The organism is Reyranella sp. (genome assembly GCF_030651995.1).
Lineage (GTDB): Bacteria > Pseudomonadota > Alphaproteobacteria > Reyranellales > Reyranellaceae > Reyranella.
In genome coordinates this window covers 103,586-123,436 of sequence record NZ_JAUSBN010000047.1, presented here as the reverse complement: position 1 = coordinate 123,436, position 19,851 = coordinate 103,586, and the positions used below count along the sequence as shown (strand labels likewise).

Annotated in this window: 16 protein-coding genes and 1 riboswitch; of the genes, 10 read left to right on the top strand and 6 right to left on the bottom strand. The window is 66.5% G+C overall.

What is annotated here, in order from left to right; all coding sequences use genetic code 11:
* Window positions 1–68: 68 nt before the first annotated feature.
* Window positions 69–1,937, bottom strand: a complete 1,869-nt coding sequence (locus tag Q7V45_RS14365) for a TonB-dependent siderophore receptor (protein WP_304853164.1) — start codon at window positions 1,935–1,937, stop codon at window positions 69–71.
* A 141-nt stretch (window positions 1,938–2,078) separates the two neighbouring features.
* Window positions 2,079–2,279, bottom strand: a riboswitch (cobalamin riboswitch).
* A 63-nt stretch (window positions 2,280–2,342) separates the two neighbouring features.
* Here Q7V45_RS14365 and Q7V45_RS14360 point away from each other — a divergent pair.
* The 8 genes from Q7V45_RS14360 to rutD are packed head-to-tail and all read left to right on the top strand — an operon-like array spanning window position 2,343 to window position 9,246.
* Entirely contained in the window at window positions 2,343–2,993 is a 651-nt protein-coding gene (locus tag Q7V45_RS14360) for a histidine phosphatase family protein (protein ID WP_304853159.1), read from the top strand.
* A gap of 22 nt (window positions 2,994–3,015) precedes the next feature.
* Window positions 3,016–4,875 (top strand): tRNA uridine-5-carboxymethylaminomethyl(34) synthesis enzyme MnmG, encoded by a 1,860-nt coding sequence (gene mnmG / locus Q7V45_RS14355; protein WP_304853156.1) that lies wholly within the window; start codon window positions 3,016–3,018, stop codon window positions 4,873–4,875.
* A gap of 1 nt (window position 4,876) precedes the next feature.
* Entirely contained in the window at window positions 4,877–5,515 is a 639-nt protein-coding gene (gene rsmG / locus Q7V45_RS14350) for a 16S rRNA (guanine(527)-N(7))-methyltransferase RsmG (RefSeq protein WP_304853153.1), read from the top strand.
* A complete protein-coding gene (locus Q7V45_RS14345; RefSeq protein ID WP_304853151.1) occupies window positions 5,436–6,272 on the top strand; it encodes a ParA family protein in 837 nt (278 codons plus the stop codon). The genes rsmG and Q7V45_RS14345 overlap by 80 nt, the downstream gene beginning before the upstream one ends.
* On the top strand, window positions 6,269–7,252 hold the full coding sequence (locus tag Q7V45_RS14340) for a ParB/RepB/Spo0J family partition protein (RefSeq protein WP_304853149.1): 984 nt from the start codon (window positions 6,269–6,271) through the stop codon (window positions 7,250–7,252). Before Q7V45_RS14345 ends, Q7V45_RS14340 begins: the two co-directional genes overlap by 4 nt.
* A 56-nt stretch (window positions 7,253–7,308) precedes the next feature.
* A complete protein-coding gene (gene rutB / locus Q7V45_RS14335; protein WP_304853146.1) occupies window positions 7,309–8,067 on the top strand; it encodes a pyrimidine utilization protein B in 759 nt (252 codons plus the stop codon).
* Window positions 8,067–8,453: a pyrimidine utilization protein C gene (rutC, locus tag Q7V45_RS14330; RefSeq protein ID WP_304853143.1), complete on the top strand. Its 387-nt coding sequence runs from the start codon at window positions 8,067–8,069 to the stop codon at window positions 8,451–8,453. Before rutB ends, rutC begins: the two co-directional genes overlap by 1 nt.
* A gap of 10 nt (window positions 8,454–8,463) precedes the next feature.
* A complete protein-coding gene (gene rutD, locus Q7V45_RS14325; protein ID WP_304853140.1) occupies window positions 8,464–9,246 on the top strand; it encodes a pyrimidine utilization protein D in 783 nt (260 codons plus the stop codon).
* Between the two features lie 5 nt (window positions 9,247–9,251).
* Here the strand turns inward: rutD and Q7V45_RS14320 are convergent, their stop codons facing one another.
* Window positions 9,252–9,722, bottom strand: a complete 471-nt coding sequence (locus Q7V45_RS14320; protein WP_304853137.1) for a hypothetical protein — start codon at window positions 9,720–9,722, stop codon at window positions 9,252–9,254.
* A 123-nt stretch (window positions 9,723–9,845) separates the two neighbouring features.
* Between Q7V45_RS14320 and Q7V45_RS14315 the strand changes: the two genes are divergently transcribed.
* The gene (locus tag Q7V45_RS14315) at window positions 9,846–10,241 is read left to right on the top strand and encodes a ferritin-like domain-containing protein (RefSeq protein ID WP_304853133.1); all 396 of its coding nucleotides are present in this window, start codon (window positions 9,846–9,848) and stop codon (window positions 10,239–10,241) included.
* A complete protein-coding gene (locus tag Q7V45_RS14310) occupies window positions 10,238–11,053 on the top strand; it encodes a family 1 encapsulin nanocompartment shell protein (protein ID WP_304853130.1) in 816 nt (271 codons plus the stop codon). Before Q7V45_RS14315 ends, Q7V45_RS14310 begins: the two co-directional genes overlap by 4 nt.
* Window positions 11,054–11,057: 4 nt before the next feature.
* Here Q7V45_RS14310 and holA read toward each other — a convergent pair whose 3' ends face one another.
* The 4 genes from holA to Q7V45_RS14290 all read right to left on the bottom strand — a co-directional run bounded on the left by holA (window position 11,058) and on the right by Q7V45_RS14290 (window position 19,840).
* The gene (gene holA, locus Q7V45_RS14305; protein ID WP_304853126.1) at window positions 11,058–12,101 is read right to left on the bottom strand and encodes a DNA polymerase III subunit delta; all 1,044 of its coding nucleotides are present in this window, start codon (window positions 12,099–12,101) and stop codon (window positions 11,058–11,060) included.
* Window positions 12,102–12,138: 37 nt separating this feature from the next.
* Window positions 12,139–12,309 carry a hypothetical protein gene (locus Q7V45_RS14300; protein WP_304853123.1) on the bottom strand — a complete coding sequence of 57 codons (171 nt, stop codon included), beginning with the start codon at window positions 12,307–12,309 and terminating at the stop codon, window positions 12,139–12,141.
* A 28-nt stretch (window positions 12,310–12,337) separates the two neighbouring features.
* Window positions 12,338–14,932: a leucine--tRNA ligase gene (gene leuS / locus Q7V45_RS14295; protein ID WP_304853120.1), complete on the bottom strand. Its 2,595-nt coding sequence runs from the start codon at window positions 14,930–14,932 to the stop codon at window positions 12,338–12,340.
* A 99-nt stretch (window positions 14,933–15,031) separates the two neighbouring features.
* Complete coding sequence (locus Q7V45_RS14290; protein WP_304853117.1) at window positions 15,032–19,840, bottom strand: PAS-domain containing protein; 4,809 nt, start codon at window positions 19,838–19,840, stop codon at window positions 15,032–15,034.
* Window positions 19,841–19,851 lie beyond the last annotated feature (11 nt).

Sequence of the window (19,851 nt, the reverse complement as noted above, 5' to 3'; positions counted from 1 at the left end):
AGCGAAAGCTACGCCACCGGCGAAGACTTGCAGCAAGTTTCGCCGGTGGCGAGGACGCATCGTGCCGCTCAGAACCTCGCCTTCACGCCGAAGAAGGCCTGGAAATACGGCGCCTGGAAGCCTTCCGGCTCCTCGTACACCCGGTCCAGAACGTTCTCGGCGCGGGCAAAGAGCTGGACGGACGGGATGACGTCGTACTGGGCCGTGATTCGCACCAGCGTGTAAGGGGCCGGCGTCATGATCGCCCCGGTGACGGCATTGGCGTCGAATCGGCTGTTGACCTGCAGCACGCCGACGCCGAACAGCGTGTTCTCCCACGGCCGCACCTCGGCGCGGATGTTGAAGACATCGCCGGGACGGCGCAGCAGCGGCTGGTTGGCATCGACGTTGCGCGCGATCAGGTGGGTGTAGTCGAAATAGAGATCGAACCACTTCACCGGGCTGATCTGCAGCGTCACTTCGAAGCCTTCGGTCTGCGCGTTGGCGACGTTCTGCATCAGGGCGAAGGTCGGCGGCGCGCACTGGATGAGGTTCGAGTAGGTGTTGAAGAAGTAGGTGATGCCGGCCTTCACCTTGCGGTCGAAGATCCCCTGCTCCACGCCCACCTCATAGCCGCGGCTGTATTCCGGCTGCAGGTTGGGATTGCCGCCGCAGAACGGCCCGGGACCGAACATCTCGATCAGCGCCGGCGCCTTGAAGGCGGTGCCGTACGACGCCTTGATCTTGGTGTCCGTCGGCGCCCACAGGTAGGACGCGCCGGCACGCCAGGTGCCCACGGTGCCGAACATGTCGTTCATGTCGACGCGGCCGCCGACGTTGAGGTTGAACCCTTCGAACGGGTTGAGCCGGAGCTGACCATAGATGCCGGTCTGGGCCATCGTGCCCCAGGCCTGTGTGTAGGGCGTGAACGGACCGACCGTGTTGGTGTAGGCCCACTGCCGGTCGTAATCGATGCCGCCGATGACCTCGATCTGGTCGATGACCTTAACCAGGTTCTTGAAATCGGCCTGCAGGCGTCGACCGTTGAACCAGCTGTCGGTGTTGAACGGAAACGGGTTCTGCACGCTGGCATAGTCGAGATCGTGCCGCGTGATGGTGCTGTAGTTGACGCCGACGACGGGCTTCCAGCGGCCGTCGAAATACGAGCCTTCGATTTCGCCGCGCGTGTAGAACTGCGATGTGTAGGTGTTGGTGTTCGGATCTTCCAGTCCGACCTGGTCGTAGTTCACCTTGGCGTCGATGTAGCGGCCGTACCAGTTGAACTGGGTGTTCTCGTTGATCTCGAAGCCGAGGCGCGCCGCGAGCGTGATGTTGCGATAGGGATCGATGTCGACGAAGCCGCCGTTCGGCGTGAACCGCGCCGGCACCGGCGTGTCGTTCGGGCTGAACGTGCCGGCGACGCTCAGGTTGTAGTTGAAACGTCCTTCGCTACCGCGAACATAGGCGCCGCTGTTGCTTGTCAGCCGCGTGCCGAGTTCGGTGAAGGCCGCACCGTTCATCGGCCCCTTGCCGGCCTTGGTGACCATGTTGATGACGCCGCCCATCGCCTGGCTGCCGTACATCGTGGACATCGGGCCGCGCACGACTTCGATGCGGTCGAGGTTCTCGGTGAGGAAGTTGCCGAAGTCGACCGCGCCATTGCCGCTGGACGGATCGCTGACATTGACGCCGTCGATGAGCACCAGCACGTGGTTGGAATTCGAGCCGCGCACGAAGACGGAGGTCTGTGTGCCCACGCCGCCGGACTGTTGCACGGAGACACCGGGGATGGTCCTCAGCACTTCGGCGGCATTGCGAAGCTGCCGTCGCTGCATCTCTTCCTGCATGACGACGGTGTAGCTGGCGGTGACCTTGCTCGGGTCGGTCGGGAAGCGGTCGGCCGTCACGACCGTCGCGGGCATCATGGCGTCCGGTTCGGTCTGCGCCTGCGCCGTCATGGGTGCTGCAAGGGGCGCCAGGAACGGAAAAACAAAAAGAAATCGACGGATCGGCGTCATAGACGGATCTCCCAAGACAGAACACGCACAAGGCGCGTCACCGCTCGGTTGACCGTCCCGTTGGATTGTCCCGTCCATCGGAAGAGCGACGCTATCGCCGGCAGGTCTTCTGGCTCGCGGGTCGCAGCTCCTGCCCGTCTTCCCAGACCGAAGTCCAGTGACTCTTGGGCAGTCGCTCGCCGCTTACAGCTGCGGGTACAGCTGCCGATTAGCTCCCGAAGGAGCAGCACGGCATTCCCTGTTAGCCTCCGGTTAAGGAGGACCGTCGATGGGTGATCGTTAAGGCACGTCGGCAGCCTCCGTCAAGATTTCGTGATCGGCTGCCCTGCGACACGGGTGCGCCGTGTGGCGCGCACGCTACACTCGGGCATGACTCGCATCCTGCTGACCCGTCACGGTCACGTCGACGGGATCCATCCCGCCCGCTTCCGCGGACGCGCGGAGCTGCCGCTCACGGCCCTGGGGTTGGCGCAGGCCGATGCGCTGGCCGCCCGCATCGCCGCGCGCTGGAAGCCCGTTGCCGTCTATACGAGTTCGCTGCAGCGCTGCGTCGTCACCGGTGGTCGGGTTGCAGAAGTCGGCAACATTCCCGCATCGGTCCACGATGGCATGGGCGACATCGACTATGGCACCTGGCAGATGCGCACCCACGCGGAGATCGAGATGGAGTCGCCGGAGGCCTATCGCCTGTGGCGACGGGCGCCGCATCTCGTGCGCTTTCCCGGCGGCGAGTCGCTGCAGGACGTGGTGGCGCGGACCTCGAACGCACTTCGCATGGTCCTGGAGCGGCACGCCGACGAAACGGTCGTCCTGGTCGGCCATGACAGCGTGAACCGCGCGCTGTTGCTGCAGCTCCTCGACCAGCCGCTGTCGGCGTATTGGAAGCTGGCGCAGGACCCATGCGCATTGAATGAGGTGGAGATCCTGGCGGACGGCAACGTGCGGGTGGGGTTCATCAACGACACCAGCCATCTCGACCGTCTGGACCGGGGCTGACCGGAGGCGTAAATGGCCCGGCATGCGGGCCTTCTCATATGATGTGATTGTGGTGGGCGGCGGCCATGCCGGCTGTGAAGCTGCCGCCGCGTCGGCGCGCCTCGGCGCACGCACCCTGCTTCTCACGCATCGGATCGAGACGATCGGCGAAATGTCGTGCAATCCGGCGATCGGCGGGTTGGGCAAGGGCCACCTGGTTCGCGAGATCGATGCGCTGGACGGGATCATGGGCCGGGCCATCGACCGTGGCGGGATTCAGTTCCGGACCCTCAATCTCTCGAAGGGCCCGGCGGTCCGCGGTCCGCGGGCGCAGGCCGATCGCAAGCTCTACCGGCAGGCCATCCAGGCGTTGCTGGCGGAGCAGGCGAGTCTCGAGATCCGCGCCGATGCGGTTGCGGATATCATCATCGATTCAATCGGTGCGTGTGCCGGGGTCGTCACCGAGTCCGGAGCCGAGATCGGCGCCGGGCGGGTGATCCTGACGACGGGTACGTTCCTGCGCGGCCTGATCCATATGGGCGAGACCAGGATTCCGGCCGGTCGGGTGCGGGGCGATGGAGTCGAGGAGCCGTCGACGGCGCTTGCCCAGACTTTGCATCGGCTTGGCTTCAAGCTGGGACGCCTCAAGACCGGGACGCCGGCACGGCTGGACGGCCGTACGATCGACTACGCTTCGCTCGAGCGGCAGGACGGCGACGACCCACCGCGGCCATTCTCCTACCTGACCGAGCGCATCACGACGCCCCAGGTCCCTTGCCACATCACGACGACGACGGCGGCGACGCACGAGATCATTCGCGCCAACCTGCACCGCGCCCCGATGTACTCGGGCCAAATCGAGAGTGTTGGCCCTCGCTATTGTCCGTCGATCGAGGACAAGGTCGTCAGGTTCGGCCAGCGCGACCGCCACCAAATCTTCCTCGAACCCGAGGGTCTGGACGATTTCACCGTCTATCCGAACGGGATCTCCACCTCGCTGCCCAAGGACGTCCAGGTGGCGATGCTTCAGACCATTCCCGGTCTGGAGCGTACCGAGATGCTGCGGCCGGGTTATGCCATCGAGTACGACCACATCGATCCGCGGGAGCTGAACGCGACCCTGGAAACCCGCCGGGTTCCGGGACTCTATATGGCCGGCCAGATCAATGGCACGACCGGCTACGAGGAGGCGGCCGCCCAGGGTCTCATCGCCGGCCTGAATGCGGTGCTGGCAAAGCCCTTCATCGTGGATCGCGCCGACGGCTATCTGGGCGTCCTGATCGACGACCTGGTCTCGCTCGGCGTGACCGAGCCCTACCGGATGTTCACCTCGCGCGCCGAGTATCGCCTCTGGCTCCGGGCCGACAATGCCGACCAGCGCCTCACTCAACGGGGCGTCGAAGTCGGGTGTGTCGGGCCCGAGCGGGCGGCAATGTTTCACGTGAAACATCAGGCGCTGGAGGCGGCTCGCTCCCTGGCCGGGGGCCTGAAGATCAGCCCCTCCGCCCTGGCCAAGCGCGGGATCCCCATCAACCAGGATGGGGTCGCGCGGTCGGCCCTCGATCTACTGGCCTATCCTGAGATCGACTGGAGCCGGCTCGTCGGCCTTTGGCCCGAACTCGGGACGGTATCTGCCGAGGTGGCGGAACAGTTGACGATCGACTCCCGTTACGAGGGATACCTGAGCCGCCAGCGGGGTGACATTGCCGCCTACCGTCGGGACGAGGCCTTGGCCCTTCCGGCCGATCTGGATTACGGCGCCATTGGGAGTCTTTCGACGGAAGTCCGCCAGAAGCTTGAAGCCAACCGGCCGGCTACCCTCGGTCAGGCGGCGCGGATTTCGGGGGTCACGCCGGCGGCGCTGGTGGCCTTGCTGAAGCATGTCCGCCGCCGGGCGGCGTGACATGGCCGACTTGCTCGCCGATGTTTCACGTGAAACACGCCGTCAGTTGGAAGTACTGGTGGAGACCCTGGAGCGGTGGCAGAAGGCCATCAATCTGGTCGGTAAGACGACTTTGGACGGTGTCTGGAAGCGGCACATCCTCGACTCGGCACAACTTGTTCCTCTCATACCAGCCGAGGCGAAAACGCTGGCCGATCTGGGAAGCGGTGGCGGATTTCCGGGGCTCGTCATCGCCGCAATGCGGCCGGATCTGGAGATTACTCTGATCGAGTCCGATGCCCGGAAAGCGGCGTTTCTAGGCGAAGCCGGCCGTAAGATGGGGCTGGTCCGCCAGCCAAAGCTGGTGATCAAGCGAATCGAGGCGGCGCCACCGGCTAACGCCGAGGTGGTGACCGCCAGGGCCTTGGCGCCCTTGACCCAGTTGCTTGAATGGTCCGACCGACACAGGATGAATACCGCTATTTGTCTTTTCCACAAGGGGAAGGACTGGCAGGCAGAGGTGGACGAGGCCAAGAAGAGATGGGACTTTTCCCCCGAAGCATTTGCGAGCGTGACCGATCGTGACGCCGTCCTCCTCAGAATCGGCTCCTACACCGCCGCAGATCTTCGCGATCGCCAACCAGAAGGGCGGCGTCGGTAAGACCACGACGGCGATCAACCTCGCCACAGCCCTGGCGGCCGTAGGCGAGAAGGTCCTTTTGATCGACCTTGATCCGCAGGGAAACGCCTCTACGAGTCTAGGTATAGCGCGAAATGAGCGCTCACCCGGTTCCTATGAGTTCCTGCTGGGCCTCAACCCGCTGGATGCCTCTGTTCGGGCCACCCAGATTCCCGGCCTGGACGTGATGCCGGCGGCGGGTCAGCTCGCCGGGGCCGAGATTGAACTGATCGACATGGACCGTCGAGAGCGCCGGCTGGCCGAGGCGCTGGCCGCACCCGGCAACGACGCGCGGCGGCGCTGGACGATCGTCCTGATCGACTGCCCACCTTCGCTCGGCCTCGTCACCCTGAACGCCCTCGTCGCGGTCGACGCCGTGCTGGTTCCGCTGCAGGCGGAGTTCCTGGCGCTCGAAGGCATCGGGGCGCTCGGCAACACGATCGACCGGGTGAAGAAGAGACTCAATCCCCGGTTGCATATCATAGGGGTCGTCCTGACCATGGTCGATCGCCGCATGACGCTCAGCCAGCAGGTCGTGGCCGACGTGCGCGCGCATTACGGTGAGCTGGTGTTCGGAACGACGATCCCGCGCAACGTCCGCATCGCCGAGGCGCCGTCGCACGGCATGCCGGTGCTGATCTACGACAATGCCTGTGCCGGGTCGCAGGCCTACATCCTGCTGGCGAGCGAGTTCATCCGCCGCCGGCGCCTCGCCGCAGAACAGGCAATCGCCCCATGAGCCAGCCCCCCAAACCCCGCGGCCTCGGCCGTGGCCTCTCCGCCCTGCTCGGCGACGACGAAGTCGCCTCCGCCGTGACGCCGGCCGCACCCGCTGGTTCGCCGGCGCCGCCACCGGCCACTGCACAAGCCGGGCCGACCGAGGCCGAAGCCGTGCGCCCCTCGCCTGGCAGGCTGCCGCCGCTGACCCTGCCGATCGGCCAGCTCAAGCCCGGCAAGATGCAGCCGCGCACCAGCTTCGAGGACATCGAGATGCTGGTCGAGTCGGTCAAGGAATATGGCCTTCTACAACCCATACTTGTGCGCCCCCTGCGCGACTCGGCCGACAGCTACGAGATCATCGCGGGGGAGCGGCGCTGGCGGGCGGCGCAGAAGGCCCAGCTCCATGACGTGCCGGTCGTCATCCGCACGATCGACGACAGGGACGCGCTGCAGATCGGCCTGGTCGAGAACCTGCAGCGTTCCGACCTGACCGCGATCGACGAGGCGCAGGGCTACAAGCGGCTGGTCGAGGACTACAGCCACACCCAGGAGGACCTGGCGCGCATGATGGGCCGGAGCCGGCCCCACATCGCCAACACGCTGCGTCTGCTCGACCTGCCGCCGCCGGTGCAGGAGATGGTCCGGGACGGCGCACTTTCCGCCGGTCAGGCGCGTACACTGATCGGTGTACCTGACCCTGTGGCAATGGCGCAGCGGGCCATCGCCGAGAAGCTCACCGTGCGCGATCTTGAGCGGCTCGCCGGCGAAACCAAGACGAAGGCCAAGCCGGGCGGCGCCGGCAAGACCAAGGCCGGCGGTGCCGCCGGCGGCGCGGCCAAGAGTGCCGACACGAAGGCGCTGGAGAAGCGCCTCGAGGAGGCACTCGGGCTCAAGGTCGATCTCAGCTTGCGCGGCCTCGGCGAGCATAGCGTGCAGACCCTGGAAATCCGCGACTTCGATCAGCTCGACACGGTGGTCGACAAACTCACGCGGCGTTAGCTCTTCAATCTGGTCAGGTTCTTGCTGGACTCCGTGACGCACCACGGAAGGTCCCCATGGAAACCGGTCCAAAGCCCGTCAGCTACTTCCCGCCCGAGGATCCCGACGCGCGGCGGCTCGAGGCGCGGCCCGAGCCGATGCTGATCAAGCCGTCGGAAACCGCGCTGATCATCGTCGACATGCAGAACGCCTATGCCTCGCCCGGCGGCTATCTCGATCTCGCGGGCTTCGACATCTCGGGGGCCGCACCGGCGATCGAGAAGATCCGCGAGGCCGCCGCGGCGGCGCGTGCCGCCGGCATTCCCGTGATCTATTTCCAGAACGGCTGGGATCCCGACTATGTCGAGGCGGGCGGGCCGGGCTCGCCCAACTGGCACAAGTCGAACGCCATGAAGACGATGCGCGCGCGTCCCGAACTGCAGGGCAAGCTCCTGGCCAAGGGCGGCTGGGACTACGAGCTCGTGGACGCATTGCCGCCGCAGAAGGGCGACATCGTCATTTCGAAGCCGCGCTACAGCGCCTTCTACAACACCAACCTCGACAGCGTGCTGCGCGCCCGCGGCATCCGCTCGCTGGTCTTCACCGGCATCGCCACCAACGTCTGCGTGGAGTCGACTCTACGCGACGGCTTCTTCCTCGAGTATTTCGGCATCGTCCTGCACGACGCCACGCATCATGCCGGGCCCGACTACATCCAGAAGGCGTCGCTGTTCAACATCGAGAGCTTCTTCGGCTGGGTGTCGTCAGTCGAGGCGTTCCGCAATGCCCTGCAGGCCAATGCCCATCCTGGCCTCAACACGGAAGGACCAACCTGATGCCCATGAAGCCCGTGATCCCGCCCGGCACCGGCAAGACGCTGGCGCCCTATTCGCCCGGCGTGGTGGCCGACGGCATCGTCTACGTCTCGGGCACCCTGCCGCTCGATGCCGACACCAACGTGGTGCATGTCGGCGATCCGACCGCGCAGACGCATCATGTGCTGAAGACCATCCAGTCGGTGATCGAAGCCGCCGGCGGCACCATGGCCGACGTCACCTTCAATTCGATCTTCCTCACCGACTGGGCGCACTACGCCGCCATCAATGCCGTCTATGCGCAGTATTTTCCGGGCGACAAGCCGGCGCGCTACTGCATCCAGTGCGGCCTGGTGAAGAAGGACGCGCTGATCGAGATCGCGACCGTCGCGCATATCGGCAAGTGATCATCGGTACGTGATCTTCGACGTCCACCAATGCGGACGGCCCGGGGCCGCGACGGTTCTGCTGTCGGCCGGCCTCGGCGGCGCGGCCGGCTACTGGACGCCGCAGCTCGCTGCCCTCACCGCCCGATATCGCGTCATCACCTACGACCAGAGCGGCACCGGCCGCGCCCGCGCGACCCGCCTTCCCGCGGGCTATGCCATCGCGGATATGGCCGACGAGGTCCGCGAGATCCTCGATGCGACGTCGACGAAGAGCTGCCACTTCGTCGGTCACGCGCTGGGCGGCCTCGCCGGCGTCGACCTGGCGCTGCGCCATCCGGACCGCGTGCGGTCCCTCACCATCGTCAACGGCTGGGCGACGGCCGATGCCCATACGCGGCGCTGCTTCGAGATTCGCGTCGCCCTGTTGAAGAGCGCCGGTCCCGAAGCCTACGTCCGGGCACAACCGATCTTCCTCTACCCCGCGACCTGGCTGGCGGCGAATGCGGAACGCATGGCGACGGAGGACGCCCATGCGCTCTCCGGTTTCCAGGGCAGCGACAACCTGCTGCGCCGCATCGAGGCCCTGCTGTCCTTCGACGCCACAGCACAGCTCGACGCGCTGAACCTGCCCGTTCTGCTGTCGGCAGCCCGCGACGACGTGCTGGTGTCGTGCAGCCAGTCGGAGGCGCTGGCAGCGCGCCTGCCCGACGCTCTTCTCGACGTGGCACCCTTCGGTGGGCACGCGCACAACGTTACCGAGCCTGCGGCGTTCAACGAGTTGTTGCTGGGCTTCCTCGACCGTCAGGCGTGATCGCTTCAGTTGGCGGACGCGATCGCGCGGTTGCCGCCCGTCACCCCGGTGCGGCCCTTGTCGGCCGACACTTCCGTCGCCGTGCATCGCGGACTGAGCGGCAGGCCCGGCCAGACATCGACCTCGAGGAAGCGCGTTTCCCCCGGCGCGAGTTCGACGGTCGCCGCCTCGGCCGGCGTCTGGGTGAGCGGCGCGTAGCTCGGCGCGTTGCAGGTGATGACGTGCTGCCCGGGCGCGACCTCGATGCGGATCCAGGTTTTGTTGGCCAGGGAGCCGATCGGCTGTTGATTGTCGGCCAGCGAGAATACCACCTCAGACCCGAGGACCGAACTGCGATAGAGGTACAGGGCGGCCTGACCCGGCGGTGGCGGGTCGAACCGCTTCCCCTCCATATCCGCTGCGGTCCCTGCCAGGGGCACGGTTGCGCAGGCGCCCAACAGGAACGACGTCGCTACAAAGAAATACAAAGCGCGCACGTCCCTCTCCACAGAAATTACAACGATAGAGCCGCAACGGGACCGGCGCGACGTCGTTCCCCCGGCCCCGTGTCGACCGTCATTAACTGTGGAACCTGGCGGGGAATGTAACGTTGCTGCGCCATGGCTAGTGAAACGCTGCACGAAGACCCGGCCAAGCTCGGCCCCGAGGTCATGGATCGCCATCGCGCGATCGTTTCCCTGATGGAAGAGCTGGAGGCCGTCGACTGGTATGACCAGCGCGCCAAGGCCACCGCCAATGCCGAGTTGCGGACCATCCTCGAACACAACCGTGACGAGGAGAAGGAACACGCGGCAATGGCGCTCGAGTGGCTGCGGCGCAACGATCCGAAGATGGACGAGCATCTCCGGACGTTCCTGTTCAAGGAAGGTCCGATCAAGGAGATCGAGGCCGACATGAAGAGCGGTGGCCCCGACGGCAGCGAAGCGAACCCCGCCTCCGATGGCAGCCTCGGCATCGGCAGCCTGCGCAGGACTCCAGATCAGGTGAAAAAATGAAGAACCATCTGTTCCGCGACCGCGCGCCCATCACCGAAGCCGGCTGGGAAGAGATCGAGCAGGAAGCTAAACGCACCCTGCGCACCCTGCTGGCGGCGCGGCGTGTCGTCGATTTCCGGGGGCCGCTGGGTTGGGGCGCATCCGATGTCGAGCTGGGCCGGGCCGATCCCATCGCCTCGCCGCCGGGCGGCAGCAACGTGCGGGCCCTGCTGCGCCGTATCCAGCCGCTGGTCGAGTTGCGCATTCCCTTCGAAGTCACTCGCGCCGAACTCGATGCGATCGACCGCGGTGCGCGCGATCCCGACCTCGACAGCGTGACGGCTGCGGCGCGCGAGATCGCCATCGCCGAGGACCGTGCCATCTTCCACGGCTACGAGGCGGCCCAGATCACCGGCATCTGCGAGGCCCAGAGGGGCCAGTCCGTGGCGCTGGGCACCAGCCACGCCGACTATCCGGATGCCGTCGCCGCAGCGCTGAAGAAGCTGCGCGACGAAGGCATCGAAGGCCCCTTCGCCGTCGTGCTGAGCGAGCAGCTCTACAAGGATCTGACCTCGCGCACCGATGGCGGCTACCCGATCCTGAGCCACGTCCAGCGCCTGATCGACGGCGAGGTCTACGCCGCCCCCGGTCTCGAGGGTGGTCTGGTGATCTCCCTGCGGGGTGGTGACTTCGAGTTGACGGTCGGCCAGGATTTCTCGATCGGCTATCTCGAGCACGACACCGAGCGCGTGCGGCTCTACATCGAGGAGAGCTTCACCTTCCTCGTGCTGTCGCCGCAGGCGGCGATCCCGCTGACACCGACGGGCAAATAGAAGCTCAGCGCCGCGCTTTCGCCGAACGCGCGGCCTGCCCCAGCCGCAGACAGAGGCGACGCGCAATCGCCTCGTCGGGCAAGCCGGTTCGCTTGCAGTCGATTTCGGCCTCCAGGATCGTGGTCAGGGCCGCACCGAGGCGCGAAAGCGGCCAGGTGCGCAGGTGGCGCTCGAAGCGCTGGCGAACCGGACCGCCGCGGGGCAGCCCGCGCGCCTTGAACATCGCGCCTTCGAGATTGCCGCCCTTTGTCGCGTGACCCGACACGAGATGCAGCTGGTCGGCGTGCCGCTGCAGCGAACGCACGAGCTGGACCGGGTTGCCTCCTTCCGCGAAGACGCGGTCGAGGGCGCGATCGAGGGCCACGAGTTCGCCATCGAAGGTCGCGGCGATCACGTCGTCGATTCCGATCGAGGCCGTGTCGCCCAGAACGGCCATGGCATCTTCCAGGGTTACGGACTTGCCGGCATCCGTGCCCTTGTAGAGCAGCAGCTTGTCGATCTCACCGCGGGTCTGGCCGCGATCGCCGCCCAGCCGTTCGACGATCCATTCCAGCGCATCGGGCTCGACGGTCAGGCCCTGCGCACGCGCGGCGCTCTCGACGAGGCCTTCGAGGGCGGCCTCGTTGTCCATGTAACAGGGCAGGGCAGCCAAAGTGGCCTCGGTCTCGGCCAAGGTGCGCAGGGTCGAGCGTGGCGTGAGGTTGCCACCCTCGACGATGATGAGCGCATCGCCGGCGGTCGCCTCGACGAGGTTCTCCAGGGCCGCGACGGTTTCCTCACCGGCCGGCCGCACGCGGATGACGCGGCGGCCGCCCATCATCGACAGGGCCCCGAACTCGTCCGCCAGCCGGGCCGGATCCTGCTTCAGCACGTCGCCGCTGATGTCGACGACCCGGAACGGATCCTTGAGGTCCTCGCAGACGGTCCTGGCCAACGCCACGGCCCGCTCGGCGACGAGCCCGTCGTCGTTGCCGTAGATCACCACCCCCCGCACCTTGGGATCGGGCTTTTTCAGGAAGGCTTCGACCTGGCGTGCTTCGATCTTCACGGCCCCGTCTATAGCACGGGCCGGGCCGCCAACGACGTCAGGCCTTGTCGGCTGACGGCTCGGTGTCGCCCGCCGCGGCCTCGCCGCCCTCTTCCAGCCTGGCGCGCTCGCGCGCGGCGCGCTTGGCTTCCGCCTTCTCGGCAACCTTGATGGCCTTCAAGCGCTCGCGTTCGCGACGCTCGAAATCGTAGTTCGGCTTGCGTGCCATGTTCTGGCCCCTTCCTGGCTTTGAAGCCCTACACCACGACGTTTACGATACGGTTCGGCACGACGATCACCCGCTTGGGCGTCTTGCCGTCGAGCCCCCGGACAAGTTCCGGCAGCGCCAGGGCAGCGGCTTCCGCCGCCTCCTTGGGCGTGTCCTTGGTCAGGGAAATGGTGCCGCGCAGCTTGCCGTTCAACTGCACTGCGACGGTGACCGTGTCGTCGACCAGCAGTGCATCTTCAGGCAGCGGCCACGGCGCGTCGGCCAGCAGGCTCCTGTGGCCGAGCGCGTGCCAGAGTTCCTCGGCGAGATGCGGCGTCATCGGGCCGATCAGGCGCACGAAGATCTCCAGCGCCTCGCGCAGCGCCCACCTCGTGCTGTCGTCGCTGGCCTCGACCGAATCGATCGTGTTGGCGAACTCGTAGAGACGCGCCACGGCCTTGTTGAAGTGGAAGGCCTCGATGTCCGCCGAGAGGCCGGCGATCGCCTTGTGCGCGGCGCGGCGGAGCGCGACGGCGGCGTCCGAGAAAGTCGCGGGTCTCGCGGTGCCGATCGCCGGCAGCGTCGCGATCGCCTGAGAGGCGATGCGGAACAGGCGCTGCTGGAAGCGCCAGGCGCCGGTGACGCCGGCCTCGGTCCATTCGAGGTCGCGCTCCGGCGGGCTGTCGGACAGCATGAACCAGCGCGCCGTGTCGGCGCCGTAGTCGCGGATGATCTCGTCCGGGTCGACGACGTTCTTCTTCGACTTGGACATCTTCTCCGAGCGGCCGACCTCGACCGGGCTCTTGTCGGAGAGGCGCACGACCTTGCCGCCCTCGCGCTCGATCTCCTCGGGCGTCAGCCACGTCCCGTCGCTCGCGCGATAGGTCTCGTGACAGACCATGCCCTGGGTGAAGAGGCCGTCGAACGGCTCGTCGCGGCTGGTCATCTGGACCTCGCGCATGGCGCGTGTCCAGAAGCGCGAATAGAGCAGGTGCAGGATCGCGTGCTCGACGCCGCCGATATATTGATCGACCGGCATCCAGTAGTGGTTCTCGTCGCGATCGAACGGCGCGGTTTCGAGATGCGGCGAGGTGAAGCGGTCGAAGTACCAGCTGGAATCGATGAACGTGTCGAACGTGTCGGTCTCGCGGCGGGCGGGCTTGCCGCAGGTCGGGCACGGGACGTGTTTCCACGTCGGATGGCGGTCGAGCGGATTGCCCGGACGGTCGAAGGTCACGTCATCGGGCAGCTGCACCGGCAGGTCCTTGTCGGGCACCGGCACCACGCCGCAGCTCTCGCAATGGATCGCCGGGATCGGGCAGCCCCAGTAGCGCTGGCGCGAGACCAGCCAGTCGCGCAGGCGATACTGCGTCGTGCCCTTGCCGACGCCCATCTCCTCGAGGCGCGCGATCACCCGGGCCTTCGCCTCCTCGACCCCGAGCCCGTCGAGGAATTCGGAGTTCACGATGAGGCCGTCCTCGACATAGGGCGCGGCGGCGATGTCGAGCTTCGTGCCGTCTGCCGGGGCCACGACCTGCAGGATCGGCAGGCCGTACTTGGTCGCGAACTCATGGTCGCGCTCGTCGTGGCCGGGGCAGCCGAAGATCGCGCCCGTACCGTATTCCATCAGCACGAAGTTGGCGGCGTAGACCGGCACGGTCATGCCCGGGACCAGCGGATGCCTGGCCAGCAGCGGCAGCTTGTAGCCCTGCTTCTCGGCGGTCTCGACCTCGGCGGCCGCCGTGCCGGTCTTGCGGCATTCGGCGACGAAGTGCTGCAGGCCGGGATCGCTCGGGGCGAGTCCCTGGACCAGCGGATGCTCGGCCGACAGCGCCATGAACGAGGCGCCGAACAGCGTGTCGGGGCGGGTCGTGAAGATTTCCAGCTTTCCGCGATCGGCACCGGAGGCGTCGGTGAGCTGCCAGAAGACGCGGGCGCCGCGGCTCTTGCCGATCCAGTTGGCCTGCATCAGGCGCACCTTCTCGGGCCAGCGGTCGAGCGTATCGAGGCGGCTCAGCAGCTCGTCGGCGAAGTGGGTGATCTTGAGGTTCCACTGGGTGAGCTTGCGGCGCTCCACGGGCGCGCCGGTGCGCCAGCCCTTGCCCTCGATCACCTGCTCGTTGGCCAGCACGGTGTTGTCGACGGGATCCCAGTTGACCCAGGCCTCCTTGCGGTAGGCGAGGCCCGCCTTCCAGAAGTCGAGGAACATCTTCTGCTGGTGGCGGTAATAGCTCGGGTCGCAGGTCGCCAGCTCGCGGCTCCAGTCGAGGGACAGGCCCATCGACTTCAGCTGCTTCTTCATCGCGGCGATGTTCTCGTAGGTCCACTTCTTCGGATGGACCTTCTTCTCCATGGCGGCGTTCTCGGCCGGCAGCCCGAACGCGTCCCAGCCCATGGGATGCAGCACGTTGAAGCCCTTGGCGCGCTTGTAGCGGGCGATCACGTCGCCCTGCGTGTAGTTGCGCACGTGCCCCATGTGGATGCGCCCCGACGGATAGGGGAACATCTCGAGCACGTAATATTTCGGCCGCGCCTTATCCATCACGGCCCGGAAGGTCTGGCGCTCTTCCCAGACCTTCTGCCACTTGCTCTCGGTTTCGGTGAAATTGTAGCGCACGGTGGGTGCGGCTTGCGTCGGCGACACGGAGTTCTTCCCGAAAAGGTGTTCCCAGAAAAGACTGAGGCCGCAGCGGATGCCCGCTGCGGCCCCTCACGTCAAGCGCCAGCTGGAAACGGCGACGCGTCAGGCGGGACCCGGCAGGACCCGCATGACCCGCAGCCACTCGGCCTGTACCGCGGCGGCGGCGTCGGCGCTGCCGGACTGTTCCAGGGCCGCCGCCAGGTCGCCCAGGCGCACCGCACCCGCGGCGCGCGCGGCGCCCTTGAGCTTGTGCGCGAGATCGATCAGCCGCGACGCGTCCTCGCCCGCCGCTACAATCTCGGCGACGAGTCCGGCGCCGGCCTCGCGGAAGCGCAGGAGCACGCGGTCGATCATGGCCGGGTTGTCGCCGAACATCCGGGCGACGACCAGCCGATCGATGGGGGCGTTGGCCCCGCCGGCCGTCTCGCCGGACGCACCTTCGGCGGGCGCACTCATCCAGCGTTCCACCGCCTCGCGCAGGCGGTCGAGTGTCAGGGGCTTGGTGAGGTAGCCGTCCATGCCGGCGGCAAGGCACTTCTCGGCCTCTCCCTTCAGCGCATTGGCGGTCAGGGCGACGATGGGCGTGTGACGGCCGGTGGTGTCTGTCGCCTCTTCGGCGCGGATCTGGCGCGTCAACTCGAAGCCGTCCATGTCGGGCATGTGGATGTCCGTCAGGATCAGCGCATAGGTCTTGCTGCGCCACATGGTGAGGCCCTCGATTCCGTCGGCCGCCGTGTCGACCGACACGCCCAGGATTTCAAGCTGACCGGTCAGGACCTCGAGGTTGATCGGATAGTCGTCAATCGCCAGGACCCGGCCGTTGCCAATCCCGCCGGGCGATGCCGGCTTCGGCGTGGCTTCGGCGACCGGCCCTTCGGCACGGCCGAGATCGAGTGTGACGGTGAAGGTCGAACCCCGTCCGGGCGCGCTTTCGACCGTGACTCCGCCGCCCATCAACTCGGCCAGTCGACGCACGATCGAAAGGCCAAGTCCGGTGCCGCCGAACCGCCGGGTCGTCGAGTTGTCGGCCTGGGAGAACGGCTGGAACAGCCGGGCCGCCTGCTCGGCGCTCACCCCGATGCCGGTATCGGTCACCGAAAGGGCAAGGCGCACGCGTTCCTTGGACTCCGACACGGTTCGGACATGGACGCGAATTTCGCCAACCTCGGTGAACTTGATGGCATTGCCGATCAGGTTGAACAGGATCTGGCGCACCCGCGTCGCATCCCCCCGCAGATGTTCGGGGGTGCCGGGCTCGATCACGGTGGTGACGGCAAGGCCCCGGCTCTCGGCCTGGACGGACAGGGTCTCGCCGGTGCCCTCGATGACGGCGCGCAGCTGGAACGGCGCGTCCTCGAGTTCCATGCGGCCGGCTTCGATCTTGGAGAAATCGAGCACGTCGTCGATGATGCGCAGCAGGGCGGTCGCCGACGTGCGCACCGTGCGCACCAGCCGCTTCTGGCGCTCGTCGAGCGGTTCGCGTTCCAGAAGTTCGGCGGTGCCGATGACGCCGTTCATCGGCGTGCGGATCTCGTGGCTGATGGTCGCGAGGAAGGTGGATTTGGCCTGGTTGGCGGCCTCGGCCGCATCGCGGGCGGATTCAAGTTCGGACTGCCGACGCTTGAGTTCGGTGATGTCGCGGTAGAGAGCCACCGTGCTGCCGTCCTTCAACGGTATGTGGGTATACTCGATATGGCGTCCACCCGACCGCTCGCGCTCGAAGCGGCTTCCGTTGGGATCAAAGATCAGCGCCATTCGATCCTCGATCGACAGAACCTTGCCATCCATGATCATGACATCGCCGGAGGCAACTTCTGCCTGCAGGAGGTCGACGACTTTCTTGCCCAGTCCAAATGAGTCCGACGGGAAGCCGAATATCTTCCGCGCTCCTCTGCTGACGAGGGCAAGCCGCTGCTCGGCATCGATCAAGGCCACCCCGTCCGTCATGCCATCCAGCACCGTGCTCATGAGCTGGCGCGCCGCTGCGGTTCTGTCGCGTTCGAGTTCGAGGTCGGTCTGCCGCCGCTTGAGTTCGGTGATGTTGCGGTAGATGCCGAGCGTGCGCCCGTCGCCCACCGGCCGGAAGTTGAACTCGACATGGATCCCAGATGGCATCACGCGCTCGAACTGGCAGCCTGCGGGATCGAGGATGCGTGCGATCCGTTCCTCGACCGAAAGGATCCTGCCGTCGACCACGACCTGGTCGCCCGCCGCAATTTGCATCTGCACGAGTTCTGCGAGGGTAATGTCGCGCGCCTTGTCTTCCGGGATTCCGAATTCTCTACGAACGGTGTTGTTCATGAGGGCGATGCGGCCGTCGGGCAGGAAGAGGCTGAACCCGTCCGTCATGGATTCCAGAATGGTGACGGTGAGCTTATGGGCATCGGCCAGTTCGTCACGCGCCTGTTCCAGTTCGGCCTGCCGGCGGCGGAGTTCCGTGACATCGCGGACGAGCGCCATCGTGTTGCCCTGGCCCACCGGCTTGAAGGAGAACTCGAAATGGCGGCCCGACGGCAGGACGCGGTGCGAGCGGCTGCCTTTGGGAGCGAGGCAGAGCGCCAGCCGCTGCTCGAGCGTCAGCGGCGTGCCGTCGTCGCTGTAGAGATGGTCGCCGACCGCAATCTGGGCGCGGATGATGTCGTCCAGCCGAACGGGATCGGGCAGCGCCTCCGGTGCCAGGCCCAGGTTCTTGGCGGAGAATTCGCGGTTGGAGTAGATCAGCCGGCGCTCCGAATCGAAAACGGTCACGCCGAGCGGCAGACCCTTGAGGATGTCGGACATGAGGTTGCGCGTTGCCTTGACCTCGTCCTGCGCCCTTTCCAGTTCCCCCTGCTTGTCCGTCAGGGTCGTGATGTCGCGATAGACGCACAGAGTCCGATCGGCGCCGACCGGCATGAAGAGGAACTCGACATGGCGGCCCGAGGGCAGCTTGCGCTCGAAGCGGCTCCCGCCCGGCGCCAGGACCCGCGACAGCCGCTCGTCGACCGTGAGCGGGCGGCCGTCGACGAACACGCGGTCGCCCGCCGCCTCCTGGGCACGCACGATGTCCGACAGCGTGGTGCCGGGCCGGATGGTCAGCCCGGCATAGCCGAACAGTTCCGACATCGTCCTGTTGGCATATAGAACCTTTTCGCCGTCGAGCAGGCCGACCCCGTCGGGCATGGCATCCAGCACGACGCGCATCAGGCGCTCGCCGGCCTCCACCTTGTCGAGGATCCTTTCCAGGGCCACCTGCCGCTGCTTGATATCGGTGATGTCGCGGTAGATGCCGAGCCGCCTGCCGTCGCTCAGCGGGCGATAGAAGCGTTCGATATGCCGGCCCGATCGAAGTACGCGCTCGGCCCGTCCTCCCTCCGGATCGGCGATTCGTGCCAGTCTTTCCTCGACCGACATCGGTTTGCCGTCGGCGAAAACACGGTGGCCCGTGGCCTCCTGCTTCTCCAGGAGTTCGGCCAGCGTCCTGCCCTGGATCGACGTCGCCGACTTGACGTCGAAGTAGTCGCGCAGGGCCTGGTTCGAATAGAGGAGCCGCAGGTCGGCATCGAACAGCACGAGGCCGTCCGTCATGTTGTCCAGCACTTCGCTCAGCAAGGCGCGCGTCTTTGTGGTCTCCGCGTGTGCCTGCTCCAGCTGGGCTTCCCGGCGCTTGCGGGCGGTGATGTCGCGGTAGTGGCCGACCGTCCGGCCATCCGGCAGTCGTTCGAACCGGTATTCGATGTGCCGGCCGGAAGGCAGTTCCCGTTCGTAGGTGGCCGGGTGGCCGGCGAGGATGCGCTGCGCGCGCTCCTCGGTGGACAGAAGCACGCCGTTCTCGACCATGCGATCGCCGGCGGCTTCGAGGATAGCGAGAGCCTCGACGATCTTCATGCCGCAGGGATCGAACCGATCGGCAAAGTCGAAATTCCGGGCCAGCGCCGGATTGCCATAGAGGATCCGGCCGTCGCCGAACAACGCGACGCCGTCTCTCATGCTGCCGAGCACGGCCTCCATCAGCTCGCGGGCTTCCTGCGTCTCGGCGTGCGCCTGCTCCAGGTCCCGTTCACGCTGCTTCAGTTCAGTGATGTCGCGATAGATGCCGAGCGTCCGGCCATCGCCCACCGGCTGGAAGATGAACTCGACATGGCGGCCGGTAGCCAGCTCGCGGATGAACCGGTTTCCCCCGGGCTTGAGGGCGAGCTCGACACGCGCCTCGGCCGAGAGCGTGTGGTCCGTCTCCACGATCGTCTCGCCGGCCGCGATCCGGCTGCGCGCGATTTCTTCCATCGACATGCCCAGGCGGATCGCCTCCTTGCCCGGCAGGACCATGTGCTTGTGGAGGGCGTCGTTGACATAGGCCAGCCGGCGATCGGCGTCGAACAGCGCGACGCCATCGGGCATCGTGTCGAGGATCGTGCTCGTCAGCCTGTGCGCGTCCGCCAACGCGTCGCGCGCGTCCTGGAGTTCGCGCTGCCGCCGCTTGTGCTCGGTGATGTCGCGGCAGATGCAGAGCGTCTGCCTCCCAGCCAACGGGCGAAACACGACCTCGCCGTGCCGGCCGTTCGCCAGCGCGCGTTCGAACCGGCTGCCTTCCGGGACGAAGATTCGCGCCATGCGTTGATCGATCGTCAGGGTCTCGCCCTCGACGACCGCGACGTCGCCGGCGGCCTGCCTCGCCAGCAGGATGTCTTCAGCTTTCATGCCGGGCAGCACCGGCCCGACCCCGAGGAAGTCCTGCGCCGCCTTGTTGATGTGAACGATCCGGCGATCGGCGTCGAACAGGGCGATGCCGTCCGTCATGCCGTCGCACATGGTTTCCATCAGCCCATGCAGGGTCGCCACCTGTTCGCGGGCTGCCCCGAGTTCGGCTTGCAGTGCGTTGATGTCGGTAACGGGTGCGGACTCGCCGCTGATCGTTTTACGGGTGTCTGACATGACTTGTTCTA